Below are 17,884 nucleotides of genomic sequence, written 5' to 3' on the forward strand. Positions count from 1 at the left end.
GAGGGGGCAGAGCCCCCGACCGGATTGGCTTGGGGTTCAATGCCCCAAGCCAATCCGGCCCCGCCATCACATGAAACCGGAAGGGGCCCGCGCGGCCCCTTTTTCCATGCCGCGTTGCAGCAGCAGTTGACAGTGCACGGGCGCAGGCGTTCTATCTGCCTATTATGACACAAAAACCCTGCATCATATGCGTTGCCATTACAGGCTCGCTGCCCCGCAAAGCCGATAATCCGGCCGTGCCGATCACGGTGTCGGAACAGATCGAATCCACCCATGAGGCTTTTGAAGCCGGTGCGACCATCGTCCATGCCCATGTGCGCAACGACGACGAGACCACCTCTTCGGACCCCGAGAAATTCGCGGCCCTCAAGGAAGGTCTCGAGAAGCACTGCCCCGGCATGATCATCCAGTTCTCTACAGGTGGGCGTTCGGGCGCGGGCCAGACCCGCGGCGGTATGCTGCCGCTGCGCCCCGATATGGCCTCGCTTTCGGTCGGCTCGAACAATTTCCCGACCCGCGTCTACGAGAACCCGCCGGATCTGGTCGACTGGCTGGCCTCGGAGATGAAAACCTATGGCGTGCGCCCCGAGATCGAGGCGTTTGACCTCAGCCATATCCATCAGGCCGCGCGGATGCATGCCGATGGCCGTCTGGTTGATAGCCCCTATGTGCAATTCGTCATGGGCGTGAAAAACGCCATGCCGGTGGATCGCGATGTCTTCGATTATTACCGCAAGACCATGGCGCGGCTCTTGCCCGAGAGCGAATGGTGTGCTGCCGGGATCGGGCGCGACCAGATCACCGTCAACGAGTGGTCGGTGGCCAATGGCGGTCATGCGCGTTGCGGGCTCGAGGATAATATCCGTCTGGATAAAACCACATTGGCGCCGTCAAACGCCGCTCTCGTGCGCCGTGTCACAGATCTCTGCGAGACATACGAACGCCCCGTTGCCACATGGAACGAGGCGCGCGAACTGCTCAAGCTGCCTCTGCCGCAACCGGCCTGATCAGCGGTGGGGCCTCCTCTTGCGGGTAGCCCAGCCTCAGCCGCGGCGGCTCGGCGTGAAGAAATCGAGCACTGACCCTGTGCCGGGCTTCAGATCGGACCAGCTGTCGATCTGGAAATCCACGATCAGCGTCGCACAGGTCACATAACGGCGGAAATCGCCGCTCAGCGGCACCCGCGCAGGCAGGCTGGCCGCGAAATCGGCGATGCCCGGATTATGGGCCAGCATCATCACCGTGGGCATCGTCGCCTGTTTCAGCGAGGCCAGAAGCTGGGCGGCATTGGCCTGATAGAGCTCGGGGATGATATGCTCCTCGGGCAGGCTTTCAAGCACCGCGCCCTTGACCCTTGCCCAGGTCTCCTGTGTGCGAGCGGCAGGCGAGCACAGCACCTCTTCCGGCTCGAGCCCGCGGGAGGCCAGAAAATCTCCCAGCTCGCTTGCGGCAAACCGCCCCCGCGCATTCAGCGGGCGGTCAAAATCGTCCTGCGTCGGATCATCCCAGCTGGACTTTGCATGTCGCGTCAGGATCAGTCGGCGATATCCTGCAGGAGTCGTCATATGGCAAGCCCTCTGGTCTAGTGTTGGAATATTGATGGGAACGCGGCCACTGTGCCAAGCCAGCGGACCCGCCGCAAGCCCCCATGCAAGGGGAGCTTGCGGATTTCGCACGGTATTTACGGGTAGGCTTAACCGTTCTTGGGCGCCACGCGCGGCGCGCTCGAGCGGATCATCGAGCCCGCACCGCCTTCGGTGAACAGCTCCAGCAGGCAGGCATTGTCCACGCGCCCATCAAGGATCACCACCGCACGAACGCCCGCCTCGACAGCAGCCAGCGCGGTTTCGGTTTTGGGGATCATACCGCCGGCAATGGTGCCGTCCTCGATCATTGCCCGGACATCCTCGGGGGTCATCTGGGTGACAACCTCGCCTTCCTTGTTCTTCACGCCCTTCACATCGGTCAGCAGCAGCAGGCGGTCAGCCTTCAGAGCACCGGCAATCGCGCCGGCGGCGGTGTCACCATTCACATTGAAGGTCTCGTTATCGTTCATGCCGGTGGCAACCGGCGCGATCACCGGAATGATTCCCGCGTTGTAGAGATCGCGGATCACCTGCACATTCATCTCGACGGGACGGCCGACATAGCCCAGCTCGGGATCATCAGCCTCACACACCATCAGGTCGTCATCCTTGCCGGAGATCCCCACGGCGCGTCCGCCCTCATCCATGATCGCCTGAACGATCCGCTTGTTCACGAGGCCGGTCAGCACCATCTCGACCACTTCGACCGTGGCCTTGTCGGTGACACGCTTGCCGCGCACCCAATCCGATTTGATGTTCAGCTTTTCCAGCATCTCGTTGATCATCGGGCCGCCACCATGGACCACCACGGGGTTTACACCGACCTGTCGCATCAGCACGATGTCGCGGGCGAACTGGGCCATCGCCTCGTCATCGCCCATGGCGTTGCCGCCGAATTTCACAACAACGACGGCTCCGGTGTAGCGCTGCAGGTAGGGCAGGGCTTCCGAAAGGGTGCGGGCGGCGGCTGGCCAGTCTTGGTTCATGGTCTGGGGTCTCATGCGCTGTCTCCGAAAGGATTGTCCTTTGTTAAGCCGTTCTGGCCGGAGTGTGAAGGCCCCTCTCCGGAGCTTCGCGTGACACGGACCGCTCTGAGCTAAGGCTTGCAGTTCCTGACGGAACTACTAGGGTTTGGCCATTCGGTTTAAGGAGTCGTGCTGATGGACGAACGCAAAGTGATCCTGTTGACGGGCGCAAGCCGGGGGATCGGCCACGCGACGGTCAAACGCTTCGACAGCGAAGGCTGGAGGGTGCTGACCTGCTCGCGCCAGCCCTTCGATCCGCGCTGCCCCTGGGGCGGCGAGGAGGACCATATCCAGATCGATCTTGCGGACCCGCAGCAGACGATGGATGGGATCAGCGAGATCCATTCACGCCTCGATGGCAAGCTGCATGCGCTGGTCAATAATGCGGGGATCTCGCCCAAGACCGAAACCGGCGGGCGGCTCTCGGCGCTGGAAACGGATCTGCGGACATGGGGAAAAGTGTTCCATGTCAACTTCTTCGCCTCGATCGTTCTGGCGCGCGGGCTGAAGGAAGAGCTCTGCGCGGCCAAGGGATCGGTGGTCAATGTGACCTCGATCGTGGGCTCGCGGGTGCATCCCTTTGCCGGTGCGGCCTATGCGACCTCCAAGGCAGCCCTCAAGGCGCTGACCCGCGAGATGGCACATGATTTCGGTCCCTATGGTGTGCGGGTGAATGCCATCGCACCGGGCGAGATCGCAACCTCGATCCTCAGCCCCGGCACCGAGAAGATCGTCGAGAATATCCCGATGCGCCGTCTGGGCGAGCCGAAGGAAGTGGCCGATCTGATTTATTATCTCTGCTCGGATGCGTCGAGCTATGTCACCGGCACCGAGATCGAGGTCAATGGCGGACAACACGTCTGAGTGAGGCCCCCGAAGCCGTCCCTCGGGGGCGGTCTTCGCGAGGCGCAAGGGGCTCGATGCCCCGCCGCGCCGAGGCCCGCCTTTCTCACCAGTGCGGCGGGCGCTGGTCGGCTAGCGGGATCGCGCTGCTATCGTCATATTCGCGCTGCGCCTCGCGTTCCAGCAACATCGATACCCGACGCTCCAGTTTAGTGATCTGCGCATCCTGCCGTGCGACGACATCCGACAGGTCCTCGACCGTGCGGGTCAGGTGGGCGAGTTTCTCTTCGAGTTCCGTGCTGCGGTCCATTGCGCTCTCCGTTCCGTGGGCGGCGCGTGCCGCCCGAAAGGTCTGGCGTGCTTATGCCACGCCCGTGCCCGAAGGGAAATCATCAATCCGACCCTGTCCCAAAGCACCCTGAAACCCCTCCCAAAGCCTTGCCCCCCTTGGCGCAAGCCGCTATTGCCTTGCGCACAACCAGTATTGGGAAAGACCATGGCCAAGCAGAAGAAACAGCCCCGCCCGAAGGCCGAAGCGCCGAAAGGCTTCCGCGACTACTTCGGTTCGGAAGTGACCGAGCGTCAGGAAATGCTCGCGACCATTGCCGAGGTCTATCGCTCCCATGGATTCGATCCGCTGGAAACCTCGGCTGTGGAAACGGTCGAGGCGCTTGGCAAATTCCTTCCCGATGTGGACCGCCCGAATGCCGGCGTCTTCGCATGGCAGGAGGAAGATGACGGCAAATGGCTGGCGCTGCGCTATGATATGACGGCTCCTCTCGCGCGGGTCGCGGCGCAGTTCCGCAATGACCTTCCGAGCCCCTACCGCCGCTATACGATGGGGCCTGTCTGGCGCAATGAGAAACCCGGTCCGGGACGCTTCCGCCAGTTCTATCAATGCGATGCCGACACGGTTGGTGCGGCATCGGTCGCAGCGGATGCCGAGATCTGCGGCATGCTCTCCACCTCGCTCGAGGCGGTGGGTATCCCGCGGGGCGACTATCTCGTGCGCGTCAATAACCGCAAGGTGCTGAACGGCGTGATGGAGATGGCGGGCGTGCTCGACCCCTCCGATCCGGCCCGCTTCGAGGACGAGCGCGGCACGGTCCTGCGCGCCATCGACAAATTCGACAAATTCGGCGAGGAGGGCGTGCGCCTTCTGATGGGCCCCGGCCGTCTCGACGAGTCGGGCGATTTCACCAAGGGCGCGGGGCTTTCCCCCGAACAATGCGACATCGTCATGGGCTTCATGTCGGCAAAACGCGAGAACGGCACCGCCACGGCCGCGCGTCTGCGTGAGCTGGTCGGCGGGTCGCTGATCGGCGCCGAGGGCGTCAACGAGCTTGAGGAGATCGCGGAACTCCTCGACATCCAGGGCTTCGGTTCCGACCGGATCGAGATCGATCCTTCCGTCGTGCGCGGCCTTGGCTATTACACCGGACCCGTCTTCGAGGCGGAACTCACCTTCGAGATCCTTGACGAGAAGGGCCGCAAGCGCCAGTTCGGTTCGGTCTCGGGCGGCGGTCGCTATGATGATCTGGTCAAGCGCTTTACCGGTCAGGAAGTGCCCGCCACCGGCGTCTCCATCGGCGTGGACCGCCTGCTGGCCGCCCTGCGGGCCAAGGGCCGGATCGGTGCCAGCCACCAAGGCCCCGTGGTGATCACGGTCATGGACCGCGACCGGATGGGCGAATACCAGTTGATGGCCGCAGAGCTGCGCGCCGCTGGCATCCGTGCCGAAGTTTACTTGGGCAATCCCAAGAACTTCGGTAACCAGCTGAAATATGCAGATAAACGTGAAAGCCCAGTGGCGGTAATCCAAGGCTCGGATGAGGCCGATCGCGGTGTGCTGCAGCTCAAGGATCTGGTGCTTGGCGCGAAGCTTGCGCAGGAAGCCAGCCTCGAGGAATGGAAATCGCAGCCTGCTCAGGTCGAGGTCCCGCGTGCCGATCTGGTGGCCGAGACGCGCAAGATGCTGGCCCGCTACGAGGTGAAATGATGGCGACCAAGACCGAGGCCCGTGCCACCGGCCAGCGCATCCTGCAATCCTTCCTCTCGGCAGGGGCGGCGGAGATCCAGCCCGATATCCTGCAACCCGCCGAGGTGCTGCTGGACCTTTACGGCGAGGATATCCGCGCCCGTGCCTATGTGACCCATGATCCGGGTCAGGGCGAGATGATGCTGCGCCCTGATTTTACCGTGCCTGTGGTGCAGGCGCATATGGCCGGCGGCGCCGAGCCCGCGCGCTATTGCTACTTGGGCGAGGTTTTCCGTCGTCAGGACCATCTGGGCTCCGCCCGCGCGGTGGAATATCAGCAGGTGGGCTACGAGGTCTTTGACCGCGAGGATCCCGAGACTGCCGATGCCGAGGTGTTCGCGCTCTTCAACGGGCTTCTGTCGCGGCTGGGTCTGACCGCCACCATGGGTGATTTCGGTATCCTGCGGGCGGCTGTGGACGGGCTCGATACGATGCCCGCCCGCAAGGCGGCGCTCTCGCGTCATATCTGGCGGCCCGCGCGGTTCCAGAAACTGCTTCAGCGTTATGCAGGTTTGGTCCCCGTGCCCGAGACCCGCCGCGAGACGCTGGGCGGCATGCGCTCGGAAGCGCCGTGGATCGGTCTGCGGTCTTCGGGCGAGATGGAGCTGCGGATTTCCGTGCTGAAGGAAGAGGCCGAGGAAGCGCCGATTTCCCGCGCCGATGTCGAGAAACTCGATGCGCTCTTTGCGCTCAACTGCGCCGCCGAGGATGCACCCGCCGCGCTTCGTGCGCTGGATATTCCGGCGATTGCTCCGGCGATCGCGCGGCTCGAAACCCGTCTGGCCGCCCTCAAGGCCCGCCGGATCGATCTATGTGCCTTGCGCTTTGACGCGAGCCACGGGCGCTCCACGATGGAATATTACGACGGGTTCGTGTTCAGCTTTGCCACCGAAAACCCAGATATGCCGCCTGTGGCCACGGGAGGGCGCTATGATGCGCTGACCCGCATTCTGGGGCAGGGCGCCGAAATTCCCGCCGTAGGGGGCGTCATCCGTCCGGGCGTTCTGGCAGATCTGGAGGCAGGCCGATGAGCATGATCAAGCTGGGTGTGCCGTCCAAGGGGCGGCTGATGGAAAAGACCTTTGCGTGGTTCGCCGAGCGCGGTGTGACGCTGAAACGCACAGGGTCCGACCGAGAATATGCCGGCGCGGTCGAGGGGGCTGAGGGCGTCGAACTGGTGCTTCTGTCGGCCTCCGAGATTCCGCGCGAGCTGGCGGCGGGGCGTATCCATCTGGGGGTGACCGGGTCCGATCTGGTGCGCGACAAGCTGGTCGATTGGAATAAACAGGTGGTGGATCTGGCCCCGATGGGCTTTGGCCATGCCGATCTGATCATCGCCGTGCCCGATTGCTGGGCCGATGTCGATACGCTGGAAGATCTCGACGCGGTGGCGCATGCCTTCCGCACGACCCATGGCATGCGGCTGCGGATCGCCACGAAATACCACCGTCTGGTGCGCGAGTTCCTGACCCGCGAGGGCGTGGCCGATTACCAGTTGGTCGATAGTCAGGGCGCGACCGAGGGGACGGTGAAAAACCTCACCGCCGAGGCGATTGCCGATATCACCTCCTCGGGCGAGACCCTGCGGGCCAACCACCTCAAGATCCTGTCGGACGGGTTGATCCACCAGTCGCAGGCGACGCTGTTTGCATCCCGCTCGGCAGACTGGGGTTCGGTTTGTGACAATTTCGCCCGCTTTGCGGCGCAGCTACAGGTCGAGACGCAGGATCTGTGACAGGAAAGGCGCCCCGTGGGGCGCCTTTTTCAATAGCCGCGGGTGCGGTCGACCAGATGCAGGAGCGGCTGGCCCGCCTCGGCTCGCGCGATATTCTCGGCAATCACCTTGGAGGCCGTCTCGGGGCGTGTAGCGGCGGCGATATGCGGGGTCACGGTCACGCGCGGATGCGCCCAGAACGGATGGGTCGCGGGCAGAGGCTCCACGCGGAACACATCCAGCACCGCATGGCCGATTTCGCCGGCATCCAGCGCCGCCAGCAGTGCCTCGTCCACCAGCACCGTCCCGCGCCCCGGATTGAGGATTACAGCCCCCTCCGGCAAAAGCCCCAGATGGGCGGCATCCAGCAGATTGGTGGTCTGGGGCGTTTGCGGCAGCAGTGTCACGAGGATCTCGGCCTCGATCAGGGCCTCTTTGAGCCCCGCATCACCCGAGAGGCAGGTAATCCCCTCGATCTCCTTCGGACTGCGGCTCCAGCCGATGACGTTGAAGCCCACTTGCGCGAGCATCTTGGCGCAGGCCCGCCCCAAGGCACCAAGCCCCAGAACGGTTACCTTGCGGTCGGAGGCCAGAGGCGCTGCATGGCCATTGCGCCAAACGCCATCCTGATGGGCGGCAAAGAAGCCGATCCCGAGATGGTGCGCCATCACATGGCCCAGCACCCATTCGACCATCCCGCGCTCCAGCCCGTGGTCGACCATGCGGCAGAGGGGCTGGGTGAGGCTGGCGTTGCCCACGATCTTTTCGACCCCCGTCCAGAGGCTGAGCACCGCACGGGCCTTGGTATAGGGGCTGAAATCCTGAAGCGGGCCTGCTGGCGCATAGACGATATAGTCTACCAGCGCGGGGTCCATGCCCTCATGCACGGGCACCAGCTCGGCCTGGATGCCCTTTTCCTGCAAGGCGCGGGGAAGGCAATGGCGGTAGTCGTGCCAGTCGTCTTCGGTGGCGGCAAAGAGGATACGGGGCATGGGGAATTCCTATCGGGTTCGGGGGCGGTGGATATGGGCGCTTTGCACGAGGCCGAAGGCCGCAAGCAAGATCATCATCGCGGTTCCGCCATAGGATACAAGGGGGAGGGGCACACCCACCACCGGCATCAGCCCCATCACCATCGCCATGTTGATCGCGAAGAACAGGAAGAATGTCCCCGCGATCCCCAATGTCAGCAGTGAGGAGAAGCGGTCCTTGTTATGGAGGGCGGAATGGATGCAGAACCCGATAATCCCGCCATAGAGACAGAGCAGAGAGAAGGCCCCGACAAAGCCGAATTCCTCGGCCAGTGTGGTGAAGATGAAGTCGGTATGTTTCTCGGGCAGGAAGTTCAGCCGCGATTGGGTGCCCTGCATATAGCCGCGCCCATGCAGCCCGCCCGAGCCAAGCGCGATCTGCGCCTGCATGATGTTATAGCCTGCGCCCAGCGGGTCCGCGCCCGGATCGAGGAAGGTATCGATCCGTTTGAACTGGTAGTCATGCAAGAGCTGCCAGTCGGTGCCGCGGCTTTCCATCACGGTAAAGACCAGAGCGCAGACGATGGCGATGACGGTCCCGAAATACCAGAGGCTGACACCGGCGCAGAACATCAGCAGCCCCCCGCCTGCCACGAGGAGGACCGCCGTGCCCAGATCGGGCTGGGTCAGCACAAGGAAGGTCGGGATTAAAATCAGCACCACAGGGATCAGCACCCAGAGGGGACGCGAGACCTTTTTCACATCGAGCCAGTCGTAATAGGCGGCCAGCAGCATCACCAAGGCGATTTTCATCAGCTCGGAGGGCTGGATGCGCAACGGTCCGACCTCCAGCCAGCGCTGCGCGCCCATGCCGATCGCCCCGAACAGCTCCACCGCCAGCAGCAGAAGCAGCGCGATGATATAGATAACCGCCGAGACGTTGCGCCAGAACCATATCGGCGTGAAGCCTACGATGAACATCGCTGCGATCCCGATGCCGAAGCGTTCCATCTGCGGTTGGGCCCATGTCTTGATGTCACCGCCTGCCACCGAGTAGAGCATCAAAAAGCCTACCGAGGCCACGGCCGAGAGCAGGATCACCAGCGGCCAGTTGATATAGAGGATCTTGCGCAGCCCTGTGGGGACGGTCTTGAGATTGGATTCGAGATAGCTCATGTCAGGCCCCTTTACGCTCTGCTGGTGCCCGAGGGCTTGGCCAGATCGGGATCGACGAGGTTGAGCTTCGAGAAGCGCTCCTCTATCTCGCCGCGCTGGCTACGCGGATAGGCATCAAGCGGCGGCAGGCCGTCGGCCAGTGCAAACAGCATCACATCGCGCGCGATCGGCGCCGCGGCGGTGGCCCCGCCCGAGCCGTGTTCGACAACCACCGAAATGGCATAGCGCGGGTTATCCACCGGCGCGTAGCACACGAACAGACCGTGGTCACGGCGGCGCCACGGGAGTTGGTCGTTGCGGATCACCCCGCGGGCGCGCTCGGCGGCCGTGATGTTACGCACCTGTGCCGAGCCCGTCTTCCCCGCCATGCGCCATTCGGATTTCACGACCTTCGATTTGCCCGCCGTCGCATGTGTGCCGTTCACCACCATATCCATGCCGCGGCGCACGTTGTTGAGCATCGCTTCGGGCAGGTCCATATGGGGCATCTCGGGGCGGGGCACCTCGATCCCGTTTTTCGATTTGACGAGATGCGGCACGATCTCCTTGCCGGAGGCGATCCGCGCCGTCATGATCGCCAGCTGCATCGGCGAGACCAGCACATAGCCCTGACCGATGGACGCGTTGACCGAATCGCCCACCTGCCAGTCCTTGCCGAACCGCTCGCGTTTCCATGCCCGAGTGGGCGCGATACCGTCCTGCACCGCAGACATCGGCAGATCGGGTTTGTGTCCGAAACCCAGACGTTCGGCCATGGCCGACATCCGGTCGATGCCGCAGCGCTGCGCCATCTCGTAATAGTAGCAGTCGCAGGACTGCTCGAGGCTCTGGGACATGTTGAGCCAGCCATGCCCCGAGCCTTTCCAGCAGTGGAAGCGGCGGCCCGCGATCTCGGTATAGCCGCGGCAATAGACCTTTTCGTCGGGGGTCACGAGGCCGGCCTCGAGCGCCGCCAGTGCCGCGACCGGTTTATAGGTCGAACCTGGCGGGTAAAGGCCCTGCACGGTCTTGTCGGCCAGCGGACGGTGGTCATCCTCGGTCAGGGTCTTGTAATCGGCCACCGAGATGCCGCGCACGAAGAGATTGGCGTCAAAGGACGGCGCCGAGGCACAGGCCAGCACATCGCCATTCGTGATATCGAGCACCACGCAGGCCGCCGATTCATCGCCCATCCGCTGCAGTGCGAAATTCTGGAGTTTGTAATCGAGTGTCAGTTGCAGGTTCTCGCCGGGCGTCCCCTCGCGGCGGCCCAGTTCGCGCATCTCGCGACCCGTGCTATTGACCTCGACCTCGCGCTGGCCCGCCTCACCGCGAAGCTCCTCCTCGAATTTCGCCTCCACACCGATCTTGCCCAGCTGCACACCGGGGAGCATCAGAACGGGGCTCGGATCGGGAATTTTCGAGAGATCGTAGCTGGAAACGGGGCCGACATAGCCCAGAACATGGGCGAAATCATCATGGCGGGGATAGATGCGCGAGAGGCCCACCTCGGGGGTGACGCCCGACAGCGAGGGCGCATTGACCGCCACGCGCGAGAATTCCTCCCAGCTGACACGGTCGGCCACGGTCACCGGCACGGTGCGGGCACGCTTGCGCAATTCGTCGCGGATATCGGCGACCTGCTCATCGGTCATCGGGATCAGTGCGCGCAGATCGGTCATGACACGGTCCAGATCGTCCACATCCTCACGGGTAATGGAAATGCGGTAGAGCTGTTCATTCCCCGCAATCAGCACCCCGTTGCGCTCGTAGATCAGCCCGCGCGTCGGCGGGATCAGCCGGAACTTGACCGAGTTGCCCTCGGCCATCGTCCGGTATTGCTCGGAATCCTCGAGCTGCATCTTGCGCATACGCTCGCCCAGAATGCCCATGACCCCCAACTGGATACCGCCCAGCATGAGCGCGCGTCGCGTAATGCGGCTTTTGCTCTCGCGGATCGTTTTCTCGGTCTGTTTCATGGGCGGTCCTTCCTTCGGAAAGGGGCTGAACTTCGGCGGGGCCGCGGGCAGTGGCTGCCTGCGGGAGTTTTTTGGTCAGACGCGATGTCCCAGATCGTCCACCTCGCCCGGCACGGCGCGTTTGACCCCGAAGGCCAGCCGCGACAGCGCCACGACGAAGGGATAGGCGATCAGCGTGGTCAGCGCCTGCAGCAGCACGCGGCCCAAGGGGGGCTGGTCTACCATCATCAGGGTCATCACGATCCGTTCCAGGAAGACCATCATCACCAGAAGGGCGGCGATCATGGCCAGTTCCATGGCAAAGGGCATCTCGCGTAGGCGGGTCTCGCGGCGGCGCAACCATTCAGTGGCCATCAGCACGATCAGCGTCCACAGCCCCGGTGCGCGCCAGAAGACCAGATCCTGCACGAAAAACACTGCGATGATCAGGATGGCAGGCACATAATCGGGTTTGCGCTGCACCCATGCAAGGGCGAAGGCAAGGCACAGATCCGGCCCCGGTATCCCGTGATAGGTGGGCGAGATCGGTAGCAGGCGGATGAAGATGATGACCGAGATGATCACCACAAACAGCAGCCTGTGCGCCCAGATGCGGGAGGTGAGCGGGTCAACCATTGCTTTGCCCGGTGGATGTCTTGGGGGCGGGGGGCAGGGCCTGCTGCTCGCGGTCGATTTTGCCGACGGGCGGCGGGATGAGGGCGCCCACGCCCTTCAACTGCTCGGCCGGATAGGAGCGCAAGACCTTGAGGAATTCGAGCTGCTCGTAATCGGCGGCAAGCCGGACCCTCAGGCGGCCGTTGCGCTCGACCACCTGACCCACCAGCAGACCCGCCGGAAATACCCCGCCATCGCCCGAGCTGATGATGCGGTCGCCCGCACGGATCCGGTCGGGATGTTCGATGAAATCGAGCGCGGGGAAGGGGGAGTTGTCGCCCGACATGATCGCGCGCTGGCCGGAGGGCTGCAGCGTGACCGGAATGCGCGAGGAAGAATCGGTCAGCAGAACCACCCGCGAGGTGGTCTTGCCCACACCCGAAATGCGCCCCACGAGCCCCAAGCCATCCATCGTCGCCCAGCCATCCACGATCCCGTCACGCGAGCCGATATTCAGCAGCACCGACTGCCGGAAGGGCGAGCCGCTATCGGCCATCACCACGCCCGAGACGGAGGTCAGTTTGGGATCGAGCCGGACATTGTTCTGCGCCAGCAGCTTGGCGTTTTCCTGCTCCAGCTGGACGGCGGCCTCTTTCCACGCCTTCATCTGCTGCAGCTCGCGGCGAAGCTCCTGGTTCTGTTCATAGATCCGCGTGTAGGACTGGAAGCCCTCGGCCATGTCCAACACCTTGGTCACCGGCACCATCGCCCAGTCGAAGGTCGGCACATAACGGTCGATAAAGGCCGAACGCAGACGCTCGACGCGCGGATTGTCCACGCGCCACAAGATGACCGCTGCCACGAGGGCGAGCACGAGAATGGCAATGACGATCCGGCGCAGGGGGCCGAGATAGTCCTCTTCATCGCGGTTTCGTGCCACTGTCCACTCCGGAATTCTGGGGTTGGGCCCGAGCGGCCCGATCTGGCGGGGTTATAACGAAAACGGGCGCCCCGCTCAACGCAGCAGACGCCCGCCTCTCATCACATTCCTACACGCGTCTTAGCTGTCGAAATCGATCACATGACGCAGCTGTTTTTCGTATTCCAGTGCCTTGCCGGTGCCGAGGGCCACACAGTTCAGCGACTGGTCCGCGATCGAGATCGACAGGCCCGTCTGCTCGCGCAGCGCCAGATCCAGTTCGCCCAGAAGCGCGCCGCCACCGGTCAGCATCACGCCACGGTCGACGATATCGGCGGCCAGATCCGGCGGGGTTGTCTCGAGCGCCTGCATCACCGCATCGCAGATCTGCTGCACGGGTTCGGCCAGCGCCTCGGCGATCTGGGCCTGCGTGATCTCGACCTCTTTCGGCACACCGTTGAGGATATCGCGGCCGCGCACCGACATCGAGGTGCCGCGCCCGTCATCGGGCATACGCGCCGAACCGATGGAGGTCTTGATGCGCTCGGCGGTGGCTTCCCCGATCAGCAGGTTCATGTTGCGGCGCAGATAGGAGATCACGGCCTCGTCCATGCGGTCGCCGCCCACACGTACTGAACGTGCATAGACGATATCGCCCAGCGAGAGCACGGCCACCTCGGTGGTGCCGCCGCCGATATCCACGACCATCGAGCCCGTGGGGTCGGTGATGGGCATGCCCGCACCGATGGCTGCGGCAATCGGCTCGGCGATCAGGCCGGCGCGGCGGGCGCCTGCCGAGATCACCGACTGGCGGATCGCGCGTTTTTCCACCGGCGTCGCGCCATGGGGCACACAGACGATGATCTTGGGCTTGGACAGGGTCGAGCGGCGATGCACCTTACGGATAAAATATTTGATCATCTCTTCGGCGCTGTCGAAATCGGCGATGACGCCTTCGCGCATCGGGCGGATCGCCTCGATGGAGCCGGGCGTCCGGCCCAGCATCAGTTTCGCGTCCTCGCCCACGGCCAGCACCTGCTTCTTGCCGTCCTTGACGTGGTAAGCCACCACGGAGGGCTCGTTCAAGACGATGCCACGCCCTTTCACGTAGACCAGCGTGTTCGCCGTCCCGAGGTCGATCGCCATGTCTGATGAAAAGATTCCGCCCAAGCTAACCATGTTTCGTCCTGCACTGCCCTGTAAAGCCTTCGGCGACTCATACGGTCGCCCCCAGCCCGTATAGTCAAGGAATAGGGACGCGGAAAGTCCAATTGCCCTCACGACATTGCAATGACGCCCCTATCCGCCAATCACATACTTGCGAGTGTGATTTACGCAATTTTTGGCCGTCAAATAGGCGGTTTTCCGCGTGGATAGTGTCATTTTTCGAACATGCCTGATTTTCACGCGATGGTGTCGGACCTGTGCCTTCCGTCTTGTCGTTGCGCGCGTCAGGAGGAGACATGACACAGAGTTTGCAATGGGCCGGACGTGACGCGCAGCCGCATCCAAGAACGCAATCCACGCGGATTGCCGCGATCGAATGGACGAAGATCCTATTCGCGCTCTCGATCGTGTGTCTGCATACCGGTATTTTCAGCGATCTGTCGCGCCCTCTGAATATCCTTATCGGCAACAATCTCGCGCGGCTCGGGGTGCCGTTCTTCCTGTTTGTGACGGGGTTCTATTTTGACAGACAGGTTAAACGCGGGATCGGGCACCTCTTGAGGCGGATGGCGGGGCTCTACGCGATCTGGACACTGATCTATCTACCGTTCTGGATCAGCGATGCGACCCTTCCGCTCTTCGTCACCAATGTCATCGTGGGTTACTGGCAACTCTGGTATCTGCTGGCGGCGCTGATCTCGGCGGTGATGCTCTATCTGGTGCGGGGGCTCTCCCCGAAAGTGCTGATCGGGCTTGCGGTGGCGATCCTCTTCCTCGGCGCGGCGCTGCAATATGGCCAGCGGGTGGACCAGAGCCCGGTCCATGAAAGCCTGCCGATTTCGGCGGATGGAGCATTGGCGCGGAATTTCCTATTTTTCGCCTTTCCTTTCATGGCACTGGGATATGTGGCAGCACGGCTTCAGGGCCGCTGGGATGGGCTGACACAGACGGGTCGGCGCCTCCTTCTGGGCGTTACAGGCGCGATCTTCGCCGCCGAGATCGGGATGAACGATCTGGTCTTCAACGCGGTCGGGCCGTTCGACATCTTCCTGTCGAGCGCGCTCTTTATCCCTGTGCTGTTCCTGACGCTGAAAGGGCAGGGCGGCGGCTGGCAGATCTCGCCCGTATGGTCCACGGGGATCTATCTGGTCCATGTGCTGTGGATCAATGTGCTGGGGATGGCGCTGCCCGACTTGCCAAAGCTGGCGCTGGGGCTGGCGGTGATCGCGCTGTCACTGGCCTCGGTGCCGGTCCTGCGGCAGGTCAACCGGTCTATTCCCGTCTTGTGAAAACGGCGCGGGGGATGCCCGCGCCGTTCTGCTTTATTCCTTGAAGGAGACCGTCTTCATATCGGCATCCGGTGCCGTCTTGGTGCGGCGCAGAATCAGGCGGTTGAGCGCACCGACATACGCCTTGACCGAGGCCAGAATGGTGTCGGTATCCGCCGCCGAACCGGTCACGATACGGCCATCCTCTTCCAGACGCACCATCACGGTGGCCTGCGCATCAGTGCCATCGGTCACGGCCTGCACCTGATAGAGCTTCAGGCGCGCGCCATGCGGGAAGATCTGTTTGACCGCATTGAAGCAGGCATCAACGGGGCCGTCGCCCTCGCAGGTGGCCTTTTTCTCCTCGCCCGCAACGGTCATCACCAGATCGGCTTCCTGACCGTCCGAGCCGCAGACCACGCGCAGTTTCTTCACCTGCAGATGGTCCTCGCCGGTATTGACGACGCTATCGGTCATCAGCGCGAGGATGTCCTCGTCATAGACCTCTTTCTTGCGGTCGGCCAAAGCCTTGAAGCGTACGAACACGTCCTGCAGCTGGTTATCGGCCAGATCGTATCCCAGTTCCTTCAGCTTCGAGCGCAGCGCGGCACGGCCCGAATGCTTGCCCATCGCGATATTGGTCTCGGTGATGCCGATATCGGCGGGCTTCATGATCTCGAAGGTCTCGACGTTTTTCAATACGCCGTCCTGGTGGATGCCCGATTCATGCAGGAACGCGTTCTTGCCGACGATCGCCTTGTTGAACTGCACCGCAAAGCCCGACACTTGGGACACGCGACGCGAGAGGTTCATGATCTTGGTCGTGTCGATCTTGGTCTCGTAGGGCATCAGATCTTTACGGACGCGCAGGGCCATGACGACCTCTTCGAGCGCGGTATTGCCCGCACGCTCGCCCAAGCCGTTGATCGTGCACTCGATCTGGCGCGCACCTGCCGAAACCGCCGCCAGGCTGTTGGCGGTCGCCATGCCGAGGTCATTGTGGCAATGGGTTGCAAAGACCACATCCGAGGCACCCGGAACCTTCTCCAACAGCATACGGATGATGTCGGCCGATTCGTCGGGCAGGGTGTAGCCTACGGTGTCGGGGATGTTGATCGTGGTGGCGCCGGCCTTGATCGCGGTTTCGACCACGCGGCAGAGATAGTCACGCTCGGTGCGGATCGCATCCATTGCCGACCATTGCACATCCTCGCACAGGTTGCGGGCATGGGTGACGGTCTCGAAGATGCGCTCGACCATTTCGTCCTGATTGAGCTTGGTGATTTCGCGGTGGCTGGGCGAGGTGCCGATGAAGGTATGGATGCGCGGGCGGGCGGCGTGTTTCACGGCCTCCCAGCAGCGGTCGATATCCTTGAAATTGGCGCGGCTCAGGCCGCAGATCACCGAATTCTTCGAGTTTTTGGCAATATCGCTGACAGCAGCGAAATCGCCTTCGGAGGCGATCGGGAAGCCTGCCTCGATAATATCCACGCCCATTTCATCGAGCAGCCCTGCGATCTCGAGCTTCTCGTTATGGCTCATCGTCGCACCCGGCGATTGCTCGCCATCACGCAAGGTGGTGTCAAAAATCAGAACTTGGGAATTATCGGTCATGTTCGCAGCCATGGTTGTCTCCTCGTAATCGGCTCTTAACGCGTCTGAACCCCGATGGCCAGCAAACCGCTTGGGCATCGGGTGGCTTGGGCGCTGGCTACCTCCGAGCGGTCGCGCCCAAGGGCACGCTCAGAGGCGCGTAAGAAGAAGGAGAAGGCCGCGCAGCGCACCGCCACCAGCCGTCAGGCCACGCCCTTGGGCGGCCAGCGAGGTGGGGTTATGTGCGGTGCGTGTCATCATGGGCTGGACTATAGGGGCAGATTCCACGATGAAAAGCCCAAAATGGCCGGACCGGTCCTTTTTTTGGGGTTGAAATCATGCTGCGGCGCGGCAATTTCAGGAAGGGAGCTTAGGGAGGCACTTATGCGTGCACTGATCATTGGCGATACCGGCGGTATTGGCGGCGCCTTGCGCGACCGTCTGGAACAGGGCGAACACGAGGTCATCGGGCTTTCGCGCGCGCGGGACGGGTTCGATATTTCCCAAGAGGCCAAGATCGAGGCGGTGATGTCGGGTCTCGACGGCACATTCGATCTGGTCTTTATTGCCTCCGGTATTCTCGGCACGCCCGAGAAGTCGCTCTCGGCACTGAAGGCCGAGGATATCATGCGCCAGTTCGCGGTAAATGCGATGGGGCCCGCGCTGGTGATCAAGCATGTGCGCAGGCTTCTGCCGCGCGACAGGCGAGCCACGCTGGCCGTGCTGTCGGCGCGGGTGGGATCGATTGGTGATAACCACCTGGGGGGCTGGTATTCCTATCGGGCCTCCAAGGCCGCGCTGAACCAACTCGTGCATACCTCGGCCATCGAATTGCGGCGCAAATTCCCGCAGCTTGTAGTGGCTGCCCTCCATCCGGGGACTGTGGCTACGGCCTTCACCAGCAATTACACCGCCGATAAGGTTTCTCCCGAAGAGGCGGCCGAACGGCTGTTGACCGTGGTTCAGGGTTTGACGCCGGAACAAAGCGGTGGTTTCTGGGATTATTCCGGCAGACCAGTGGAGTGGTGACTA

The 17,884-nt window shown here is 62.8% G+C and carries 17 protein-coding genes; 7 read left to right on the forward strand and 10 right to left on the reverse strand.

Annotated features, from left to right (window positions below):
* The first annotated feature begins 164 nt into the window (after window positions 1–164).
* Window positions 165–1,007 (forward strand): 3-keto-5-aminohexanoate cleavage protein, encoded by an 843-nt coding sequence (locus WDB91_RS06965; protein ID WP_339114405.1) that lies wholly within the window; start codon window positions 165–167, stop codon window positions 1,005–1,007.
* Window positions 1,008–1,043: 36 nt separating this feature from the next.
* On the opposite strand, the gene WDB91_RS06970 is transcribed toward WDB91_RS06965, so the two are convergent.
* Window positions 1,044–1,565, reverse strand: a complete 522-nt coding sequence (locus WDB91_RS06970; RefSeq protein WP_339114406.1) for a histidine phosphatase family protein — start codon at window positions 1,563–1,565, stop codon at window positions 1,044–1,046.
* A 128-nt stretch (window positions 1,566–1,693) separates the two neighbouring features.
* Window positions 1,694–2,587, reverse strand: a complete 894-nt coding sequence (argB, locus tag WDB91_RS06975; RefSeq protein WP_339114407.1) for an acetylglutamate kinase — start codon at window positions 2,585–2,587, stop codon at window positions 1,694–1,696.
* Between the two features lie 159 nt (window positions 2,588–2,746).
* Here argB and WDB91_RS06980 point away from each other — a divergent pair, with 159 nt between their 5' ends.
* On the forward strand, window positions 2,747–3,475 hold the full coding sequence (locus tag WDB91_RS06980) for an SDR family oxidoreductase (RefSeq protein ID WP_339114408.1): 729 nt from the start codon (window positions 2,747–2,749) through the stop codon (window positions 3,473–3,475).
* Window positions 3,476–3,560: 85 nt separating this feature from the next.
* Here the strand turns inward: WDB91_RS06980 and WDB91_RS06985 are convergent, their stop codons facing one another.
* The gene (locus WDB91_RS06985; protein ID WP_339114409.1) at window positions 3,561–3,764 is read right to left on the reverse strand and encodes a SlyX family protein; all 204 of its coding nucleotides are present in this window, start codon (window positions 3,762–3,764) and stop codon (window positions 3,561–3,563) included.
* A gap of 186 nt (window positions 3,765–3,950) precedes the next feature.
* On the opposite strand from WDB91_RS06985, the gene hisS reads away from it, so the two are divergent.
* Genes hisS through hisG form a run of 3 tightly spaced genes read left to right on the forward strand, consistent with a single transcriptional unit; the run spans window position 3,951 to window position 7,227 of the window.
* Window positions 3,951–5,453, forward strand: coding sequence for a histidine--tRNA ligase (gene hisS, locus WDB91_RS06990; RefSeq protein ID WP_339114410.1), 1,503 nt, complete (start codon window positions 3,951–3,953; stop codon window positions 5,451–5,453).
* Complete coding sequence (locus WDB91_RS06995) at window positions 5,453–6,523, forward strand: ATP phosphoribosyltransferase regulatory subunit (RefSeq protein WP_339114470.1); 1,071 nt, start codon at window positions 5,453–5,455, stop codon at window positions 6,521–6,523. The genes hisS and WDB91_RS06995 overlap by 1 nt, the downstream gene beginning before the upstream one ends.
* Entirely contained in the window at window positions 6,520–7,227 is a 708-nt protein-coding gene (hisG, locus tag WDB91_RS07000) for an ATP phosphoribosyltransferase (protein WP_339114411.1), read from the forward strand. Before WDB91_RS06995 ends, hisG begins: the two co-directional genes overlap by 4 nt.
* Window positions 7,228–7,256: 29 nt before the next feature.
* Here the strand turns inward: hisG and WDB91_RS07005 are convergent, their stop codons facing one another.
* The 6 genes from WDB91_RS07005 to WDB91_RS07030 all read right to left on the reverse strand — a co-directional run bounded on the left by WDB91_RS07005 (window position 7,257) and on the right by WDB91_RS07030 (window position 14,003).
* Window positions 7,257–8,198 carry a glyoxylate/hydroxypyruvate reductase A gene (locus tag WDB91_RS07005; RefSeq protein ID WP_339114412.1) on the reverse strand — a complete coding sequence of 314 codons (942 nt, stop codon included), beginning with the start codon at window positions 8,196–8,198 and terminating at the stop codon, window positions 7,257–7,259.
* Between the two features lie 9 nt (window positions 8,199–8,207).
* Window positions 8,208–9,353 (reverse strand): rod shape-determining protein RodA, encoded by a 1,146-nt coding sequence (gene rodA, locus WDB91_RS07010; RefSeq protein ID WP_339114413.1) that lies wholly within the window; start codon window positions 9,351–9,353, stop codon window positions 8,208–8,210.
* A gap of 11 nt (window positions 9,354–9,364) precedes the next feature.
* Window positions 9,365–11,311 carry a penicillin-binding protein 2 gene (mrdA, locus tag WDB91_RS07015; protein ID WP_339114414.1) on the reverse strand — a complete coding sequence of 649 codons (1,947 nt, stop codon included), beginning with the start codon at window positions 11,309–11,311 and terminating at the stop codon, window positions 9,365–9,367.
* A 75-nt stretch (window positions 11,312–11,386) separates the two neighbouring features.
* Window positions 11,387–11,926 carry a rod shape-determining protein MreD gene (locus WDB91_RS07020; RefSeq protein WP_339114415.1) on the reverse strand — a complete coding sequence of 180 codons (540 nt, stop codon included), beginning with the start codon at window positions 11,924–11,926 and terminating at the stop codon, window positions 11,387–11,389.
* Window positions 11,919–12,845: a rod shape-determining protein MreC gene (gene mreC, locus WDB91_RS07025; RefSeq protein ID WP_339111873.1), complete on the reverse strand. Its 927-nt coding sequence runs from the start codon at window positions 12,843–12,845 to the stop codon at window positions 11,919–11,921. The genes WDB91_RS07020 and mreC overlap by 8 nt, the downstream gene beginning before the upstream one ends.
* A 120-nt stretch (window positions 12,846–12,965) precedes the next feature.
* Window positions 12,966–14,003 (reverse strand): rod shape-determining protein, encoded by a 1,038-nt coding sequence (locus WDB91_RS07030; RefSeq protein WP_339111874.1) that lies wholly within the window; start codon window positions 14,001–14,003, stop codon window positions 12,966–12,968.
* A 284-nt stretch (window positions 14,004–14,287) separates the two neighbouring features.
* On the opposite strand from WDB91_RS07030, the gene WDB91_RS07035 reads away from it, so the two are divergent.
* Window positions 14,288–15,280, forward strand: a complete 993-nt coding sequence (locus WDB91_RS07035) for an acyltransferase family protein (RefSeq protein ID WP_339111875.1) — start codon at window positions 14,288–14,290, stop codon at window positions 15,278–15,280.
* 33 nt (window positions 15,281–15,313) lie between these two features.
* Here WDB91_RS07035 and WDB91_RS07040 read toward each other — a convergent pair whose 3' ends face one another.
* Window positions 15,314–16,873 carry a 2-isopropylmalate synthase gene (locus tag WDB91_RS07040; protein WP_339114471.1) on the reverse strand — a complete coding sequence of 520 codons (1,560 nt, stop codon included), beginning with the start codon at window positions 16,871–16,873 and terminating at the stop codon, window positions 15,314–15,316.
* Window positions 16,874–17,236: 363 nt separating this feature from the next.
* Here WDB91_RS07040 and WDB91_RS07045 point away from each other — a divergent pair, with 363 nt between their 5' ends.
* The gene (locus WDB91_RS07045; RefSeq protein ID WP_339111876.1) at window positions 17,237–17,881 is read left to right on the forward strand and encodes an SDR family NAD(P)-dependent oxidoreductase; all 645 of its coding nucleotides are present in this window, start codon (window positions 17,237–17,239) and stop codon (window positions 17,879–17,881) included.
* Window positions 17,882–17,884 lie beyond the last annotated feature (3 nt).

Source organism: Thioclava sp. GXIMD2076 (assembly GCF_037949795.1).
Taxonomy (GTDB): Bacteria; Pseudomonadota; Alphaproteobacteria; order Rhodobacterales; family Rhodobacteraceae; genus Thioclava; species Thioclava kandeliae.